Annotated in this window: 17 protein-coding genes; 11 read left to right on the top strand and 6 right to left on the bottom strand. The window is 68.6% G+C overall.

Annotated elements, in window-relative coordinates:
* Positions 1-32 precede the first annotated feature (32 nt).
* The 4 genes from G6N53_RS20295 to G6N53_RS20280 are packed head-to-tail and all read left to right on the top strand — an operon-like array spanning position 33 to position 4,624.
* On the top strand, positions 33-557 hold the full coding sequence (locus G6N53_RS20295) for an FxsA family protein (RefSeq protein WP_163891396.1): 525 nt from the start codon (positions 33-35) through the stop codon (positions 555-557).
* A 44-nt stretch (positions 558-601) separates the two neighbouring features.
* Positions 602-2,137: an amidohydrolase gene (locus G6N53_RS20290; RefSeq protein WP_163896134.1), complete on the top strand. Its 1,536-nt coding sequence runs from the start codon at positions 602-604 to the stop codon at positions 2,135-2,137.
* A complete protein-coding gene (gene lnt / locus G6N53_RS20285) occupies positions 2,130-3,821 on the top strand; it encodes an apolipoprotein N-acyltransferase (protein WP_163891394.1) in 1,692 nt (563 codons plus the stop codon). The genes G6N53_RS20290 and lnt overlap by 8 nt, the downstream gene beginning before the upstream one ends.
* Positions 3,818-4,624 (top strand): polyprenol monophosphomannose synthase, encoded by an 807-nt coding sequence (locus G6N53_RS20280; RefSeq protein ID WP_163891392.1) that lies wholly within the window; start codon positions 3,818-3,820, stop codon positions 4,622-4,624. The genes lnt and G6N53_RS20280 overlap by 4 nt, the downstream gene beginning before the upstream one ends.
* Before the next feature lie 17 nt (positions 4,625-4,641).
* On the opposite strand, the gene rbpA is transcribed toward G6N53_RS20280, so the two are convergent.
* Positions 4,642-4,977, bottom strand: coding sequence for an RNA polymerase-binding protein RbpA (rbpA, locus tag G6N53_RS20275; protein ID WP_159234743.1), 336 nt, complete (start codon positions 4,975-4,977; stop codon positions 4,642-4,644).
* 130 nt (positions 4,978-5,107) lie between these two features.
* Here rbpA and G6N53_RS20270 point away from each other — a divergent pair, with 130 nt between their 5' ends.
* From G6N53_RS20270 to G6N53_RS20255, 4 genes are all read left to right on the top strand, one after another.
* A complete protein-coding gene (locus G6N53_RS20270) occupies positions 5,108-5,458 on the top strand; it encodes a hypothetical protein (protein WP_163896132.1) in 351 nt (116 codons plus the stop codon).
* Positions 5,459-5,526: 68 nt separating this feature from the next.
* Positions 5,527-6,756, top strand: a complete 1,230-nt coding sequence (locus G6N53_RS20265) for an alpha/beta hydrolase (protein ID WP_163891390.1) — start codon at positions 5,527-5,529, stop codon at positions 6,754-6,756.
* Between the two features lie 80 nt (positions 6,757-6,836).
* The gene (locus tag G6N53_RS20260; RefSeq protein ID WP_163891388.1) at positions 6,837-7,544 is read left to right on the top strand and encodes a hypothetical protein; all 708 of its coding nucleotides are present in this window, start codon (positions 6,837-6,839) and stop codon (positions 7,542-7,544) included.
* Positions 7,545-7,709: 165 nt separating this feature from the next.
* Positions 7,710-8,288, top strand: a complete 579-nt coding sequence (locus G6N53_RS20255) for a hypothetical protein (protein WP_163891386.1) — start codon at positions 7,710-7,712, stop codon at positions 8,286-8,288.
* A gap of 16 nt (positions 8,289-8,304) precedes the next feature.
* Here G6N53_RS20255 and G6N53_RS20250 read toward each other — a convergent pair whose 3' ends face one another.
* Positions 8,305-9,021: a hypothetical protein gene (locus tag G6N53_RS20250; RefSeq protein WP_163891384.1), complete on the bottom strand. Its 717-nt coding sequence runs from the start codon at positions 9,019-9,021 to the stop codon at positions 8,305-8,307.
* 73 nt (positions 9,022-9,094) lie between these two features.
* On the opposite strand from G6N53_RS20250, the gene G6N53_RS20245 reads away from it, so the two are divergent.
* Entirely contained in the window at positions 9,095-10,603 is a 1,509-nt protein-coding gene (locus G6N53_RS20245; RefSeq protein WP_205390423.1) for a carboxylesterase/lipase family protein, read from the top strand.
* A gap of 43 nt (positions 10,604-10,646) precedes the next feature.
* Positions 10,647-12,629, top strand: coding sequence for a primary-amine oxidase (locus G6N53_RS20240; protein ID WP_205390422.1), 1,983 nt, complete (start codon positions 10,647-10,649; stop codon positions 12,627-12,629).
* Positions 12,630-12,638: 9 nt separating this feature from the next.
* On the opposite strand, the gene G6N53_RS20235 is transcribed toward G6N53_RS20240, so the two are convergent.
* Entirely contained in the window at positions 12,639-13,523 is an 885-nt protein-coding gene (locus tag G6N53_RS20235; protein WP_163891380.1) for an SCO6745 family protein, read from the bottom strand.
* Positions 13,524-13,599: 76 nt separating this feature from the next.
* On the opposite strand from G6N53_RS20235, the gene G6N53_RS20230 reads away from it, so the two are divergent.
* Positions 13,600-14,334 (top strand): DUF4333 domain-containing protein, encoded by a 735-nt coding sequence (locus G6N53_RS20230; protein WP_163891377.1) that lies wholly within the window; start codon positions 13,600-13,602, stop codon positions 14,332-14,334.
* On the opposite strand, the gene G6N53_RS20225 is transcribed toward G6N53_RS20230, so the two are convergent.
* From G6N53_RS20225 to G6N53_RS20215, 3 genes are all read right to left on the bottom strand, one after another.
* The gene (locus G6N53_RS20225) at positions 14,316-15,047 is read right to left on the bottom strand and encodes a FadR/GntR family transcriptional regulator (protein WP_163891376.1); all 732 of its coding nucleotides are present in this window, start codon (positions 15,045-15,047) and stop codon (positions 14,316-14,318) included. The two genes, G6N53_RS20230 and G6N53_RS20225, sit on opposite strands and share 19 nt — an antisense overlap.
* A 92-nt stretch (positions 15,048-15,139) precedes the next feature.
* Positions 15,140-15,625 (bottom strand): RDD family protein, encoded by a 486-nt coding sequence (locus G6N53_RS20220; protein WP_163891374.1) that lies wholly within the window; start codon positions 15,623-15,625, stop codon positions 15,140-15,142.
* Positions 15,626-15,721: 96 nt separating this feature from the next.
* The gene (locus G6N53_RS20215; RefSeq protein WP_163891372.1) at positions 15,722-16,615 is read right to left on the bottom strand and encodes a DoxX family protein; all 894 of its coding nucleotides are present in this window, start codon (positions 16,613-16,615) and stop codon (positions 15,722-15,724) included.
* Positions 16,616-16,699: the final 84 nt, after the last annotated feature.

The raw sequence follows: 16,699 nt of genomic DNA, 5'->3' as shown, positions 1-16,699 counted from the left end.
AACCTTCAGCGCCGCCCGACCGTTGGCAGAACATGGCGATGAGGCTGTTCTTGCTCTATGCGGTGGTCGAACTGGCCGTGCTGGTCGCGTTGGCGTCGACGATCGGCTTCGGCTGGACGGTGCTGCTGGTCGCCGGCGTGTTCCTGGTCGGGCTCGTGCTGGCAGGCTCCCAGGTGCGCCGGCACATCCGGCGGCTGCAATCCGGACTGACCGCGGCGAACGCCCAGGGGGCGGTCACCGACAGCGTGCTGGTCGCACTGGGTACGGTGCTCGTCGTGATTCCCGGTCTGGCCAGTTCCGCACTCGGAGCGCTGCTGCTGCTCCCGCCCACCCGAAAGGTGGCACGCCCGCTTGTCACCGCGATGGCCGCTCGTCGGGCCCCGCTGATCGTCGGGGTCAGCACCATGGGCAGCGCCGCGGCCGGTGCACGGGGTCAGTCGCCCCGGCAAGGTCGGGGCGACTACATCGACGGCGAGGTCCTCGACGTCACCGATGTCACCGACGTCACCGATGCCACCGACGCGACCCACGTCGAACGACCCCGCCTCCCGGAGTGACCACCACCGCCCTTCTGCTCAACGGGCGGGTGCACAGCCCCTCCATGCCGGATGCGACCGCGATGGCCGTGCGCGACGGCGTCGTCGCCTGGCTGGGCAGCGACGACGTCGGGCGGGCGCAGTTTCCCGACGCCACGGTGAGCGACCTCGACGGTGCCTTCGTCGCCCCGGCGTTCGTGGACAGCCACGTACACATCACCGCGACCGGACTGGCGCTGACCGGCCTCGATCTGCGTCAGGCCACGTCACTGCGGCACTGCCTCGAACTTCTCGGTGGGTATGCGCGCTCCCGGCCCGACGGCGTCATCTGGGCGCACGGCTGGGACGAATCGCGGTGGCCGGAGGGCGCGGCGCCGAGCACCGCCGACGTGGACGCCGCCGTCGGTGACCGGCCCGCCTACCTGGCCCGCGTCGACGTGCACTCGGCGGCCGCGTCGACGGTGTTGCGGCGCGCCGCCGGTGTCGGCGACCACGAACCACTCACCGCCGGCGCGCACCACCTGGTGCGCCGGGCGGCCCGCGACGGCCTCAGCGCCGACCAGCGAAGAGACGCCCGGCAGGCGGCGCTCGACGCCGCGGCGGCGTCGGGGATCGTGGCAGTCCACGAATGTGCAGGTCCGGACATCGGCGGCCGCGACGACTGGGATGCGCTGCGCACTTTCGAGCACGGCGTCGAGGTCGTCGGTTACTGGGGTGAACAGGTCACCGACGCCGGGCAGGCGCGGGAGCTGATCACGAGGACCGGGGCCCACGGGCTCGCCGGTGACCTCTTCGTCGACGGCGCGCTGGGCTCGCGCACCGCATGGCTGCACGAGCCCTACACCGACGCCCCGGAATGCTGCCCGGCACCGAACGGCAACAGCTATCTCGACGTCGAAGCGGCCACCGCGCATCTTTCGGCCTGCACCGAAGCGGGCGTGACGGCGGGATTCCACGTCATCGGCGACGCAGCGGTGTCGGCGGTCGTGGCGGCGCTGGAAGCCGTCGTCGACCGCTTCGGCCAGGTCGCGGTGGCCCGCTCGGGTCACCGCCTCGAGCACCTCGAGATGGTCACCGACGCCCAGGCGGCCAAGCTCGGCAGCTGGGGGGTGATCGCCAGCATGCAGCCCAACTTCGATGCGCTGTGGGGCGGTGACGCCGGGATGTACGCGCAACGGCTCGGCCGGGATCGGGCCAGTCGGTTGAACCCGTTCGCGCTGTTAGCATCCCAAGGCGTGCCACTCGCCTTCGGCTCCGATACCCCGGTGACCGACATGAACCCGTGGGCCACCGTGCGTGCCGCGACGATGCACCACACCCCCGGCAGCGCCATCTCCGCCCGCGCCGCGTTCGCGGCGGCGACCCGTGGCGGGTGGCGGGCGGGCGGCGTGCGGGACGGTCTGACAGGCACCCTGGTGCCCGGCGCGCCGGCTTCGTACGCGATCTGGGAGGCCGACGCGTTCGACGTGACCGCCCCCGCCGACTCGGTGGCGCGATGGTCCACCGACCCGCGCTCCCGGGTGCCGGTGTTACCGCGCCTCGATGACCATCTGCCGCGGTGCCGGCAGACCGTGCACCGAGGCTCGGTCATTCATGGCTGACGCCGGCCAACTCGACACCACCGAACCGGACGCCGAGCAGCCCTCGCGGATCAGCCGGTTCGGTCGGTCCGTGCTGGATCGGCTACCGGCGCTCAGCGTCACCATCGCCGCAGGTCTGGCGTTGTGTGTGAGCTTTCCGCCGTTCGGGTGGTGGTACGCGGCGATCCTGGCGTTCGCCCTGCTGGGCTGGGTGCTGACCCGTGCCTCGACCACGGCCGTGGGCGGTGCAGGCTACGGACTGCTGTTCGGGCTGGCCTTCTATCTGCCGTTGTTGCCCTGGATCAGCGGGCTGGTCGGAGCCCTGCCGTGGGTGCTGCTCAGCCTGACCGAGGCGTTGTTCCCCGCGCTGTTCGGGTGCGCGGCGGTGCTGGTTCGTCGGGTCCCGGGCTGGCCACTGTGGTTCGCGGGGCTGTGGTCGGCCCAGGAGTGGCTCAAGTCGACGGTGCCGTTCGGTGGCTTTCCGTGGGGCGTCGTCGGGTTCTCGCAGTCGCAGAGCCCGCTGTTGCCACTGGCTCATTTCGGCGGGGCCCCGTTGGTCTCCTTCGCGGTGGCGCTTCTCGGGTTCAGCGTGGCGGCGATGACACTGGAGGTCATCGGATGGTGGCGCAGGGACGCCGCTGCCCGCGCGGCAGCGCCGCCCTCGGTGGTGCTCCCGGGGCTGTGCATCAGCCTGGTGCTGGTAGCCACCGCGCTGGCGTGGCCGCAGGTCCGCAAGTCCGGTGCCGGTGGCAGTGATGCGCCGCCGGTGACGGTGGCCGCGGTGCAGGGCAACGTGCCCAGGCTCGGCCTGGAGTTCAACGCCCAGCGCCGCGCCGTGCTCGACAACCACGTGCGGGAAACGCTGCGGCTGGCCGAGGATGTCAGGGCGGGCCGGGCGGCCCAGCCGATGCTGGTCGTCTGGCCGGAGAACTCATCGGACATCGATCCACTGGCCAACCCGGATGCTGCCCAGCAGATCTCCGCCGCCGCCGCCGCGATCGACGCTCCCATCCTGGTCGGCGGCGTGGTCGCTGCCCCGGGCTATTCACGGGAGAACCCGGTGTCGAACAACACGGTGATCGTGTGGAACCCCGACACCGGCCCTGCCGACCGCCACGACAAGCAGATCGTCCAGCCCTTCGGGGAGTACCTGCCGTGGCGCAGCTTCTTCAGCCGGCTGTCGCCGTACGCCGACCGAGCCGGATACTTCATCCCCGGGCAGGGCAGCGGGGTGGTCACTGCCGCCGGGGTGCCGGTCGGCGTCACCACCTGCTGGGAGGTCATCTTCGACCGGGCGGCTCGGGAGTCGGTGCGCAACGGCGCTCAGTTGCTGGCGGTGCCCACCAACAACGCCACTTTCGACGAGGCGATGAGCGAGCAGCACCTGGCGTTCAGCCGGCTGCGTGCGGTCGAACACGATCGCTTCGTCGTCGCTGCCGGCACCGTCGGGATCAGCGCGATCATCGCGCCCGACGGCCGGGAACTGGCCCGCACCGGGTTCTTCGAACCTGCGTATCTCGACAAGCAGATCCGGCTGAAGACCACGCTGACGCCGGCAACGCGCTTCGGCCCGCTGGTCGAGGCGCTGCTCATCGGCTTCGGTGTCGCCGGGCTCCTCGGAGCGATGCTGCACAATAGGTCATTCGTGCCCACAAGATCGAGGGGTCGGCGACGGACCGCCGACGACGGCAAAGGAGCCACATGAGCGTCCCCGGTGGCACCCCCGAAAGACCTTCGCAGCGATCGCAGGAGGTTTCGGCCCCGCATCCCAGCAGGCGGACTCTGGTCATCATCCCCACCTACAACGAGCGAGACAACCTCCCGTCGATCGTCGCGCGGGTGCACAGTTCCGCGCCTGAGGTGCACGTGCTCATCGTCGACGACGGCAGCCCGGACGGTACCGGCGCGCTCGCCGACGAGTTGGCGCTGGCCGATCCCGACCGTGTCCATGTCATGCACCGCACCTCGAAGGAAGGTCTCGGCGCGGCGTACCTCGCCGGTTTCGCGTGGGGCCTGAACCGGCAGTACTCGGTGCTGGTGGAGATGGACGCCGACGGCAGCCACGCCCCCGAGGAACTGCACCGCCTGCTGGACGCGATCGACCAGGGCGCCGACCTGGTGATCGGCTCGCGTTACGTCGACGGCGGCGAGGTGCGCAACTGGCCCCGCCGGCGGCTCGTCCTATCGCGCACCGCGAACGGTTATTCGCGCATCCTGCTCGGTGTCGATGTCCACGACATCACGGCGGGCTATCGCGCCTACCGGCGCGAAGTGCTGGAGAAGATCGATCTGTCGGCCGTCGACTCGAAGGGCTACGGCTTCCAGGTCGACCTGACGTGGCGCTCGATCAACGCGGGGTTCACGGTCGTCGAAGTGCCGATCACGTTCGCCGAGCGTGAGCACGGCGTCTCCAAGATGGACGGGTCGACGATCCGCGAGGCGATCGTCAAGGTGGCGCAGTGGGGCGTGCGGGCGCGCATCGACCGTGCCCGCGGAATCACCCGCTGACGCCTCGCCGGTTGCGGCTAACCCCGGCGGCGGGTCTTGATGATGTCGAGACGTTCCTTGAGCAACTCGTCGAGTTCCTCGACCGAGCGACGCTCCAGCAACATGTCCCAGTGGGTGCGCGGCGGCTTGACCTTCTTGGGTTCGGGAACGTCACCCTCGATCAGGGTGCCTTCCATGCCGTTGCGGCACAGCCAGGTGCCTGGGATCTCGGCGTCGTCGGCGAACGGGACGTCGAATTCCTCGCCGTTGTCGGTGCGGTAGCGGGCGACCTGACGGGGCGCCAAGTCGTGGTTGCGGTCCGTCTCGTAGCTCACGGCTCCGAGGCGGCTGCCTCTCAAGACACGATCAGCCATCGTCAACTCCTCAATAAACACAATTCGTCCGGGGTATCAACGCAGAGGTCTCTCGTAGAGTTCCCGACGCGGCCTCCGATGATACCGGGATAGGTGCGGCCGGCGGTTTACAGTCGGGCTCGTGACGTCCGTGACGCCTCAGGCACCCCCCAGCGCCACCCGGAAGCGTCCTGCGAGTTGCCGGTGGTGCGGCCGCGAAGTCGCCGACGCCGGGCTCGGAAGGCGACGGCAGTACTGCAGGCAATCCTGCAGGCAGCGGGCCTACGAACAACGTGCACAGATCAAGGGCACGTCGGTGTCGCCCGACTCGGTGGTGCTCAGCGCCGAGGAAGCCGCCGAACTCTCCGACCGGGTCTATCAACTCAGATGCGCGGCCGAGGACATGGCGATCGCGATCGACGAAGGCGCCGACCGTGCCGAGCTACGCGCCCTCTGTGACGCGCTGATGCAGGTGGCCAGGGCCGCTGACGGCTGGCGGTGACCTCGCACAGCGGTACGCTTAGCGCGATCTGTCCGCCGTCCTACATCACTCGAGGGTTCAGGTGACCCGTGTCCAGCGCTGAGCCATCCTCTCCTGTGGCGCCCCAGCGTTCGTGGCGCTGGGACGACTACGTCCTCGACACCGGCCGCTACGAGCTGCGCTGCGGAGACACCGTGATCCGGGTGGAACCCCAGGTGTTCGACGTCCTGACCCAGCTGGTGAGCAATCACGAGCGGTTTGTCAGCAAGGAGGAGCTGTTCGACGCGGTGTGGGGTGGCCGGTTCGTCGGGGAGGCGGCGTTGACCAGCCGGATCAAGGCGGTCAGACGCGCACTCGGTGACGACGGCGAGTCGCAGCGTTACATCCGCACCGTGCGCGGCCGCGGCTATCAGTTCGTCGGCACCCTGCGTGCCGAGGCCGAACAGCAGCCCCCGCCGCCGGAACCCGAACCCGAGTTGCCGCGCCAGCACATCGCCTTCTGCCGTGCCTCCGATGGGGTGCGGCTGGCCTACGCCGTCACGGGTGAAGGACCTCCGTTGGTGCGTGCGGCGAACTGGATGACGCACCTCGGCTACGACACCGAAAGCCCTGTATGGCGGCACTGGGTCCGCGAAATGTCGTTGCGCCACAAGTTCGTCCGCTACGACGAGCGTGGTTGCGGGCTTTCGGACTGGGAGGCCGGGGAATTCGGCTTCGAGGACTGGGTGGCCGATCTGGAATCGGTGGTCGAGGCCCTCGGTCTGGAACGGTTTCCGCTACTTGGTGTGTCGCAGGGCGGTGCAGTGGCGGTGGCCTACGCGGCACGCCACCCCGAGCGGGTGACCCGGTTGGTGTTGTCCGGCGCCTATGCGCGTGGTCGCGCCGTACGCGCCCTGACCGAGGATGAAAAGCGGGCCGCCGCTCTGGATCTCGACTTGGCGCGGGTGGGTTGGGGTCGTGACGATCCGGCGTTCCGGCAGGTGTTCGCGGCACAGTTCATTCCCGACGGCACCCGCGCAGACTGGGCCGCTTTCGACCAGTTGCAGCGCCGCACCACGTCGTCGGAGAACGCGGTGCGATTCCTGGAAGAGTTCGGCCGCATCGACGTTCGCGACCAGGCCGGCCAGGTCCGGTGCCCCACGTTGATCCTGCACTCCCGCGACGATCACCGTGTCCCGATGCGCTTCGGCGAGGAGCTGGCGGCGTTGATCCCGGATTCGAACCTGGTGGCGTTGTCGAGCAACAACCACCTGCTGACCGCAGACGAACCGGCATGGCGGGTGTTCTGCGAGGAGGTCGAGACGTTCCTCGCGGTGTGAACGCACCCCACGGAGCGATCTCCACACAATCTCCACACAATCTTCATGCACCGCGTCGCCGGCGCGACCATGCTGATCACATGAAAAAACACACTCGGCCCGTGATCATGGGAATCGGCGCGCTCCTCGCCTTCGGCTTGCTGCCGGGCTGCTCGGGCGGCTCGACGACGGAGGCGACGTCATCGCCGGCGGCCCCACCGGAAACCTCTACCGGCGCCGAGGTTCCGGCCTCGGCGCGCTACATGGCGGACATGACAGCCGCCGGCGGCGAGACGATGACGATCGGCATCAGTGTCGACGGCTCCGAGGTTGCCGCATACGCGTGCAACGGAACCGATGACGAGGCATGGTTCTTCGGTAACCAGACAGCCGGTGAGATCGACATCAAGTCGAAGTTCCGCGACACCCTCATCGCCGACATCAATGGCGACGTCGCCACCGGTGAGGTGATGATGGACGGCGTCGAGTACGACTTCACCGCCAACGCTGTGTCGGGCCTGGCCGGGATGTACACCGCCGAGGCCGACGGGGTGCGCGCCTCCTGGGTGGTGCGTCCGGACGGTTCCGCCACCGGGGTTCAGTTCAGCGGCTTCTCGCAAGGTGACCGCAACTTCGATCCGTTCAACCTGGACGAGTTCAGCGACTTCGACGTCCGCAACGACGTCCGCCCCCGACGCAACCTCGGGCCCGCGGGGCCGATCGAATTCCCGAACAACCGCCCGCAGTCGAGCATCAACGGCACACCGGTGACCCCGTCGCTGATGACCGGGTCGACACGGTTCGGCTGACCCCGAGCGTTGCCTCACGCCTGATCCAAACCTTCGCGGCCAGGCCGGCGGGACATCACGTCACTGAACGGTGACCGGTCCCGTCGCCCTGGCCGCTCGGCTGTCGCAACGCGGACCGGTGCCAAATGTGTCCCCTGAGCGCCCCGATGAGGTAGAAGCGCAGGAGTGGAGGCTTGGTTCGAGCGCAGTCCGTTTGTCGGTTTCCTTCCGTGGATCATCTACTGGGTGGTCGCGGACGGGCCGAGCACTTGGATGTTCGGCGCAGTCTGCGCGGTGCTCGCGGTGCTGATCATGGGGGTGTCGGCCGGGTTCGGGGAACTGCGGTTGCTCGACATCGTCACCGCCGTGTTCTTCACCGGCGTGACGGTCGTGGCCGTGGTCGTCGGCGCGCAGGATCGCGACTGGATGGACAGCCACGCGACCGCGCTGTCCAGCGGGGTGCTGGCGGTGATGGCGCTGGGGTCGCTGGCCTTCGAGCCGTTCACCGCGCAGTACGCGCCACCCTCGGCGCCGCGCGACGAATGGGAGGAGATGGCCTTCCGGCGCACCAACCAGGTTCTGACCCTGATGTGGGCGTTGGTGTTCGCGCTGATCGCGGTGCTGGGTTATGTCGCCGTCGCCTCGCCGGAGACGGTGCACTGGACCAAAGCCGTGATCCCCGTCGTGGTGATCGTCGGGGCCGTCGGAATGACGCAGATCTACCCGCGGCAGGCCCGGGACAAGGCCCGCCCCGATACCGCGTGAGTGTGCCGCCGGGCACTCAGCAGCTGAACATCGCCCCAATCTGCGGCGGTGGCGCCACCGATTGCAGACAGCCGAACGGCACCACACCGGCCGTGCTGATCTGGACCGCCGACCGATGCGCGTAGTTCACACAGAACAGGCCGGAGGCATCGCTGCGGCAGCGATTGTCGGCGAACGCCAGTGTCTGACCGTCGGCGAGCAGCGGGCCGACCCCCTTGATGAACGGGCCGGGGTCGCCGCGTAGTGAGCCGACCTGCACGTTCGTCCCGGAATAGTCGATCCAGCCCGGCTTCCACATGCCCTCGGCGCCGGTGGGACGGGGGGCGGGGGAGGCCAGGTCGACCAGACACGTCAGGGCCCCCTCGTTGTACGTCGCATCGGTCATGCACTGTGTTGTCCCCTCGCGCGCGCCGGACGAGGCGGTGAACGCGATGTCGTCGCCGAGAGAAGTGATGGTGCCGTCCAGGTAGGCCTCGTGAAAGGCGCCCGGATCGGTGGCCGTGCCGGCCTCGATCCAGGCGATGACTTCGTCGATCGGCGCGCTCGGACCCGGTGCCCGGCCCGTGGCGCCGGGCGTGGGCACGGCCGACGTGGGGGTGCTCGACGTGCTGCTCGGGGGTGTGGTGCTCGGCGGTGCGGCGGAAAGGGAAGCCGACGGTTCGGCCTCGCCCCCCACCGACTGTGAACAGGCCGCCACGAGCACAGTGGCCGCTATCAGGCCCGCAATCCGCATCCAGTCAGGCTAACGGCCCGACACGCGTTACCTGGCCAGGCAGGCCGGACAGGAGTTCGCTACCGTCAGCAGAATGCACGAGCACACCGTCCGGGTGAAGATCGCGTCGGGCATCGTCGAGGGATTCACCCGTGACAGGGTCCATCGCTGGCGCTCCATTCCCTACGCCAGTCCGCCCGTCGGCCGGCTGCGCTACCGAGCTCCGCAACCGGTGCAGCCCTGGCCCGGGGTCCGCTACTGCCATGGGTTCGGTTATTGCGCACCACAACAACGGATGTACACACTGCTCGCGCCCGGTCGCTACCAGCCGATGAGCGAGGACTGCCTGACCCTCAACGTCGTCAGCCCGGCCGAAGCCACAGAGGAACCGCTGCCCGTCATGGTGTTCATCCACGGCGGCGGGTACATGCTCGGTAGCTCGGCAACGCCGATCTACGACGGCGCTTCGCTGGCGCGCAAGGGGTGCGTGTACATCTCGGTGAACTACCGACTCGGCGCCCTGGGATGCCTGGAACTGTCATCGCTGTCCACCCCCGACATCACCATCGATGACAATCTGTTCCTGCGTGACCTGGTGATGGCGCTGCGCTGGGTCCAGGAGAACGTCGCGGTCTTCGGCGGCGATCCGGACAATGTGACGATATTCGGTGAGAGTGCCGGCGCCCACGCGGTCGCCACGCTGCTGGCCACCCCGGATGCGAAGGGCCTGTTCGCTCAAGCTATTTCGGAGAGCCCGCCCACCGGCATGGTTCGCGGCGCAGACATGGCCGCCGACTACGCTGCACGATTCGCCGCGCAGTTGCAGGTCCGCGAACAGGACGCGGCGCAGGCACTGCTCGCGGCCCGGCCCGCCGACCTGGTGAGAGTTCTCGAACAGCTCATCGTCGACGGGCAGAAGGACATGATGGGCGCGTTCGCCATCGGGCCCACATGGGGAACCGACTATCTGCCCCGGGACCCGGTCGACGCGATGCGCGCCGGCACCGCGCACCGGGTGCCACTGATCGTCGGTACGAACGCCGACGAGGGCCGGCTGTTCACCCGATTCCTCAAGCTGCTTCCGACCTCGCACGCGGCGATCGAGCAGTTGCTGTCCCATGCCCATCCTGTCGACCGGGACCGGATCACCGCCGCCTACCCTGGCTATCCTGATGCCGCGGCGTGCGTGCGCCTCGGTGCGGATTTCATCTTCGGCTCGGCGGTCTGGCAGATCGCCCAGGCGCACAGTGCGCACGCGCCGACGTACGTATACCGCTTCGACTTCGCCACCCGGGCGCTGCAGTTGGCGGGGATGGGGGCCACCCACGCGACCGAACTGTTCGCCGTCTTCGACCTGTACCGGTCGCGTTTCGGGATGTTGCTCAGTGCCGGTGTGGATCTGCGCGCCGGGCGCAAGGTCAGCGACGATGTTCAGTCGCGCTGGCTGGCCTTCGCCGACCACGGCGTGCCGGGCGCGGACTGGCCGCGATACACCAGCGACGAGCGTGCGGTGCTGGTGCTGGATCGGCGGCGGCGCGTCGAGTTCGATCCGCACGCGCAGCGGCGACTGGCGTGGGAGGGGTTCTCCCTGGCGTCCAGGTGAGACCGGCCGGACTTGGGTGAATCGCCGTGCCGGGTTGCACCGGATGTGGTTGCGTTGGTCCGTGGCGCAGCCCAGTGACTCACCCCCAGCCGGATTTCCGCTCGACCCCCTCGGCCCTGACGAGTTCAGTTCCGTCGCGTCGATCCTGCGACGCGAGCACGACGTACGGGCCACGCCCGGCTCCGGGCACGACCTCGGTTGGCGGTACGCGTCGATCGAACTGGTCGAACCGTCGAAGGCGGAGTTGGCGGCGTTCGCAGACGGTGGCCCGCGACCACCCCGTCGCGCGGAGGTCATCTGCTTCAACCGGAACGACAACGCCACCTACAAGAGCGTGGTGTCGCTCAGCGACGACCGCGTCGAGGCGTTCGAGCACATCCCCGGTGTGCAGGCGAACTTCACCGTCGACGAGTTCGCCGAGTGCGATCAGCTGCTGCGCTCTCATCCCGAGGTGATCGCCGCGTTGGCCAGTCGCGGGATCACCGACATGGATCTGGTGTTCTTCGACACCTGGACCTACGGCGACGCCGTCGCACCGCCGGAGTTCCGGGACCGCAGGATCGGGTGGTCGGACAGCTGGGTCAAGGCCGCGCCGGGCGCAAACCCGTACGCCCGCCTGGTGAGCGGACTGCACTGTGTCATCGACGTCAACAGCATGCAGTTGCTGCGGGTCGAGGACGACGGCCCGTTCGCCGCGGGTGCAGCCACGGCACCGGAGGTGATGGGGGAGTATGTGCCCAGCCAGATCCCGGAGCGAATCCGCGCGGCCAGCCGGCGGGAGCCGCTCGAGCCGCTGCACATCACCCAGCCGCGGGGGCCGTCGTTCACCCTCGAAGGCAATCTGGTGAGTTGGCAGAACTGGTCGTTGCGCGTCGGGTTCAACCATCGGGAGGGCATGACACTGCACACCGTGCGCTACCGCGACGGCGACCAGGACCGCTCGATCGCACACCGGATGTCGTTCGCGGAGATGGTCGTTCCCTACCGAGACCCGTCTCCCGACCACTACCGACGTACCGCATTCGACATCGGTGAGTGGGGTCTGGGTTTCATGACGACCTCGCTGGACCTGGGCTGCGACTGCCTTGGCGAGATCCGTTATCTGGACGCGGTTCTGCACAACAGCAGGGGAGAGCCGTACACGATCCGTAACGCCGTCTGCATCCACGAGGAAGACAACGCCGTGCTCTGGAAGCACGTCGACCACGACATCGGCGCCGAGGTACGGCGGATGCGCCGCCTCACACTGTCGTTCCACGTCACTGTCGCCAACTACGAGTACCTGGTCTACTGGCGGCTCTACCAGGACGGCAACATCGAATGTGAGGTACGTGCCACCGGAATCATGGTGACCACCCCGCTGCCACCCGGGGCGCCCAACCCCAACGGCACACTGGTCGACGAGCGCACGTATGCGCCGTTCCACCAACACTTCCTCATCGCCCGGCTGGACATGGACATCGACGGCAGTGACAACACGGTGTTCATGTCGGAGTCCTACGCCGAGCCGGTTGGTCCAGACAACCCGCACGGCCTCTCGGTGGTGGTGCGCAACACCGCGCTACGCAGCGAGGGCGAGGCCAAGCAGGACGTGAACTTCGCGACCCAGCGCGCCTGGAAGGTGGTCAACACCAACGTCGTCACCGGACTGGGCGTGCACCCGGCGTACAAACTCGTTCCGAGCGGAGCCATTCCGCCGATGTTCGAGCCGGGCTCGCCGGTGCTGGAGCGTGCCGGCGTCATCGGCCACACCCTGTGGGTCACGCCGAACCGGCCCGATGAGCGCTGGCCCGCAGGGGAGTTCGTCAACCAGTCTGCCCGAGACACCGGGCTGGCCAGGTGGACCGCAGCCGACCGCTCCATCGACAACACCGACGTCGTGCTGTGGTACGTGTTCGGCATCCATCACATCACCAGGCCCGAGGACTGGCCGGTGATGCCGGTTGACGTGGTGTCCTTCTGGCTCAAGCCTTTTGGGTTCTTCGAACGCAACCCCGCGCTCGATGTGGCCGGCTCCCACCACTGACTTCCCTCGTCAGCTCAGGTGGGCGCCGTCGTCGTCGAGATCATCGCGGCTCAACCCCATCGGCGTGCCGGCCGGAACATCGGCGCCGGCCACCACCTTCCTGGTGATCGGCGTCAGCGCCCGGAACAGAGCCTCCACTTCGCTGTCCTCGAGCACCTCGAGCACCGGCAGGGCCAACGCATCGGTGGCATCCTCGATGTGCTGCTTGAGCCGGCGGCCGGCCTCGGTGAGGCCGCCGGCGGAGTCGAGCAGCCCGCGCCGCTGCAGCGCGTCCCGATGGTGCGCCCACTGGGCGTCGTCGTAGTCGCGGCTGCGCTTGATCATCGCCTCGGGTACCCGCCCGGCCGCGGCGTGCAGCACGTTGCACTCGCGCCCGGACACCCCTTCGGCGGTCAGCACTGCGACATGGCCGTCGCCGCGGTGTTCCCGCAGCAGGGTGGCGGCATGCCACAGCCGGGCAAGCGGCTGCTGCGGCCAATCCAGCGCCCGGTTGGCGGCGTACAGCGGGCGTCCGCCCACGTCGGCGCTGCGTGCCGCAGTCGCGGCGAGCTCGGCGGCCGGAGCGGCGTCCTCTTCGGTGACGCCGTAGCGTCGCAGCGCCGCGACGGCCGACTGCTCGCGGGCGCGCAGCGCGTCGGCGGGCGGCGCGACGTCCCAGGCATCCGGTAGGGCCTTGGCGACCCGTTCCGGGGTGAAGTTGTAGAACGCGGCCGTGACGACCGTGGCGGGAACCGGCCCGAACGGGGCTGAGCGAGCTGCGAAGTATCCCATCCAGAAACCCCGGTAGCCCAGTCCGTCGAGGGCCGATCTGGCTTCTGGAGCAAAGTAGGTCACGGCGTGCACCGGTTCGATGCGGTCGAACAGCCGGCGCGCGAGGAGAGGTGTTCTGTCCACACCGCAGTCAACCATGTGGGTGCGAAGCGGTCTGCTAGGGTCCCCTGCAAACTTCCCAGTGGTGACAGGACAGCACATGAGGAAGGTGATCGGCGCGACGGCTACGGTGGCAGCAACGTGTGGTGTCATCGTCGCGTGCGCGTTCTCCGCCCCCGAGGTCGTTCCCCGGGTGGCCGGCACGGATTTGCAGTCCGACATCGCCGCTCGCTTGACCAGCGCCGGGGAACGGCTGCAGTCGGTCACGTGCCGGGACGACCTGATCGGGGAAGTGGGCCAGACCGCGCGGTGTGACGTCGTGATCAGCCCGACCAACAGCTTCGCGCCGCTGGTCACCGTGACCGGCGTCGACGGGGCCACGATCAATTACGAGATGTCGCCGACGCTGTCGGGAGCGCAACTCGAGCGGGCGGTGTCGCGGATGCTTGCGGCCACCGGGGCGCCCGGCGAATCGGTGTCGTGCCCGTCGGGCCTGGTCGGCCAGATCGGTGCCGTTGCCCTCTGTGACGTGACCACCGCCGGCGCCACCGTGCAGCGCACCGCGCGGGTGCACCGTGTCGCGGGCCTGAGGATGGATTTTGACTTGATCCCGGTGTTGAGCAGGGCTGAGGTCGAGGGGCTGTTGTTGGACGAACTGGCCGTTGACAGCGCCAGGCGGCCCGATTCGGCGGTGTGCGCGGGTGATCTCGAGGGCCGGCACGGGACCAGCGTGGACTGTGCAGTGGTCGCAGGTCCGGTCCGCGCGGACTTCACGGTGATCGTCACAGCCGTGGCCGCGAGCACGATCGAGTACAGCTACTGGGAGCGGGGCTGAAGAACCGCCGGGGCGTCGTTGGCGACCGCGTCGGCGGCCTCCTCGATGATCGCGCGCATCGCCTGTTCGGCCGCCGCCTCGTCCCCCAACCTGATGGCGCGGGCGACCTCGTCGTGTAGATCGATCGCCTTCGGGTTGGGCGTGGTGGGCATCATCCCGTGATGGGTGCGACCGCTGAGCAACTCGGCGACCACGCCGTTGAGCGCCCTGAACATCTCGTTGCCACTGGCTTCGAGCAGGGTCCGGTGAAAGATCTTGTCGGCCAGTAGATATGCCTCGAGGTTCCCCGAGCGGCCGTTGACGACCATGTCCGAGACCGCCGCTGCCATGATCCGGCACTGGTGCGGATCGGCCCGCCGAGCCGCAAGCACTGCTGCGGCCGGCTCGAATCCCTTGCGAAGCTCGGAGAGCGACAACAGCACAGCGGCGCGGTCCCCGGACTCCAGTCGCCAACGAATCAGCCTGGGGTCGAAGACGTTCCATCGGTGCGCGGGTTGGATGGTGATACCCACGCGACGGCGGGACTCGACCATACCCATCGACTCCAGCACGCGGATCGCCTCGCGGGCCACGCTGCGTGACATGCCGTGCTCAGCGCTGACACCGTCGAGCGTGATCACCTGGCCCGCCGGGTACTCGCCGGACACGATGGCCGTGCCCAGCGCGGTCAGCAGGCTGTTGTGCAGTGCCCCGCCATGAGGTTCCGGTTGCACGCATACATCTTGTCATACAGTTTGCTGGGCGCGATAAGGCAGATGTTTTTGTAATGCAGATGCAATGGTATGACTTAACCGGGTCGGCCGCCTCAGCCTTTGACGACCTGGGTGCCGCCCGCAAATTCGTCGTGCTTGCCCTGCTTGGTGGGACTGCCGTTGATGGTGATCGCGATGACGACGATGGCCACGACACCCAGCAGGCCACCGATGAAGGGCACGATGGGCAGCAGTGTCCACGAGTTCCGGATCGCGGACTGCGCGGCGGTCGGCTTGGTCGCCCCAGCTGGTCCGTGCACTCGCAGCCCCAGCAGTTTCTTGCCCGGCGTCCACCCCTGCGTCACCTCGAACGCGACGTAATAGACGAACGTCAACGCCCCGGTGAACAGGCCGGTGACCCAGATGTTGGACGCCATCCCGAGCACATACACGACGATGCCGCCGACGATCGCGACGATCACCCCGTCGATCACCCGAGCGGCGAAACGCAGGCCGAGTCCACCGGGCTGCTGTGCACCGCCGGGAGGTGGATAGGAACCCGGAAATTGTCCTGGTTGGGGCGGGTAGTCGCTGGTCATGGGAGTCCGCTCTCTGTGTGGATGCAGGGATGCGTCCTCACCGTATCGAGCAGCCCACTCCCAGGGAGGGGATATGCGCCGAAGTCAGACGACTGGTCAGCGCTTCCGGCTCTTCTTGTTCGCCTTCTTCGCCTCGGCCTCGGCGGTTTCGGCGAGCTCGACAGCGCGTTCGCGGGCCACCTCAGCGCGGTGGCGTGCCAGTTCGGCCCACTCGCCGCTGCGGCCGCGGGCCACCTCGGCCAACTCCGGTGCGCGGGCGCGGGCCACTTCTGCGAGCTCGCCACCGCGTGTCTTCGCGGCCACCGCCAGCTCACCACCGCGGTCGCGGGCCACCTCGGCCCATTCGCTGGCCAGCTCGCCGCCGCGCTCGCGGGCGACGTCGGCCAACTCACCGCCGCGTTCGCGAGCCACGTGAGCCAGTTTGCTCCCACGCTCAGCTCCCACGTGCAGGCCGTGGCCGACCTTGTCGGCGAGCTGGCTGTCGGCCAGAGCGCTTCCCGATCCGTGGCCGGCGGGAAGCGCTGATGACACGGCGTCGGACATCTTGCGCGCCGCGCGGCGTCCGCGCCATCCGATCGACGGCCTGCCCTCGGTGTCGAGGGCCGCGATGATGAGTCCGCCGATCAGGCTGACGTCGGTGACGAACGCGCGACGCTCATCGGCTTTGCGTTGGGGGTCGGATTCGTTCCAGAACGCGTGTCCACCAAGCGAACCCGGGACCACGCTGAGCGCCAGGGCGGCCGATGCCACCCGGGGCAGTTTGCCCGTCGCGAGGAGGAGCCCGCCACCGATCTGCACCGCCGCGCTGACCCGGGCCACCGTCTCGGCATCCGACGGCACGTTCGTGCCGACTGGATCCGGCAGTTTACTGAGTTCCTCGAGAGTCTGGCGGGTCGCATCCGCTGCGGGTTTGGGGCTTCGAAGGGCCTCGACGCCACGCGAGATGAACACTGCTGAGAGCATGGGGCGAGCAACACGTCGGATCAACATGACGGCTGTGTTCCCGCGGTCATGCCGCGGCAAACCCGGCACCTTCCGCCCGGCTTCGACCTGCTCCTCCACCCGCGGTTGAGG

Origin of the sequence: Mycolicibacterium hippocampi (assembly GCF_010723735.1) — a bacterium.
In the GTDB taxonomy this organism is placed as follows: Bacteria; Actinomycetota; Actinomycetes; order Mycobacteriales; family Mycobacteriaceae; genus Mycobacterium; species Mycobacterium hippocampi.
Note: the sequence above shows the minus strand (reverse complement) of the source record. Positions and strands in the feature narration are given on the sequence as shown.

Excerpts from the sequence above, each read along its gene's own strand:
- G6N53_RS20295 (WP_163891396.1), top strand. The coding sequence starts at position 33 with ATGGCGATGAGGCTGTTCTTGCTCTATGCGGTGGTCGAACTGGCCGTG.
- G6N53_RS20290 (WP_163896134.1), top strand. The coding sequence starts at position 602 with ATGCCGGATGCGACCGCGATGGCCGTGCGCGACGGCGTCGTCGCCTGG.
- lnt (WP_163891394.1), top strand. The coding sequence starts at position 2,130 with ATGGCTGACGCCGGCCAACTCGACACCACCGAACCGGACGCCGAGCAG.
- G6N53_RS20280 (WP_163891392.1), top strand. The coding sequence starts at position 3,818 with ATGAGCGTCCCCGGTGGCACCCCCGAAAGACCTTCGCAGCGATCGCAG.
- rbpA (WP_159234743.1), bottom strand. The coding sequence starts at position 4,977 with ATGGCTGATCGTGTCTTGAGAGGCAGCCGCCTCGGAGCCGTGAGCTAC.
- G6N53_RS20260 (WP_163891388.1), top strand. The coding sequence starts at position 6,837 with ATGAAAAAACACACTCGGCCCGTGATCATGGGAATCGGCGCGCTCCTC.
- G6N53_RS20250 (WP_163891384.1), bottom strand. The coding sequence starts at position 9,021 with ATGCGGATTGCGGGCCTGATAGCGGCCACTGTGCTCGTGGCGGCCTGT.
- G6N53_RS20245 (WP_205390423.1), top strand. The coding sequence starts at position 9,095 with ATGCACGAGCACACCGTCCGGGTGAAGATCGCGTCGGGCATCGTCGAG.
- G6N53_RS20240 (WP_205390422.1), top strand. The coding sequence starts at position 10,647 with ATGTGGTTGCGTTGGTCCGTGGCGCAGCCCAGTGACTCACCCCCAGCC.
- G6N53_RS20230 (WP_163891377.1), top strand. The coding sequence starts at position 13,600 with ATGAGGAAGGTGATCGGCGCGACGGCTACGGTGGCAGCAACGTGTGGT.
- G6N53_RS20220 (WP_163891374.1), bottom strand. The coding sequence starts at position 15,625 with ATGACCAGCGACTACCCGCCCCAACCAGGACAATTTCCGGGTTCCTAT.
- G6N53_RS20215 (WP_163891372.1), bottom strand. The coding sequence starts at position 16,615 with ATGTTGATCCGACGTGTTGCTCGCCCCATGCTCTCAGCAGTGTTCATC.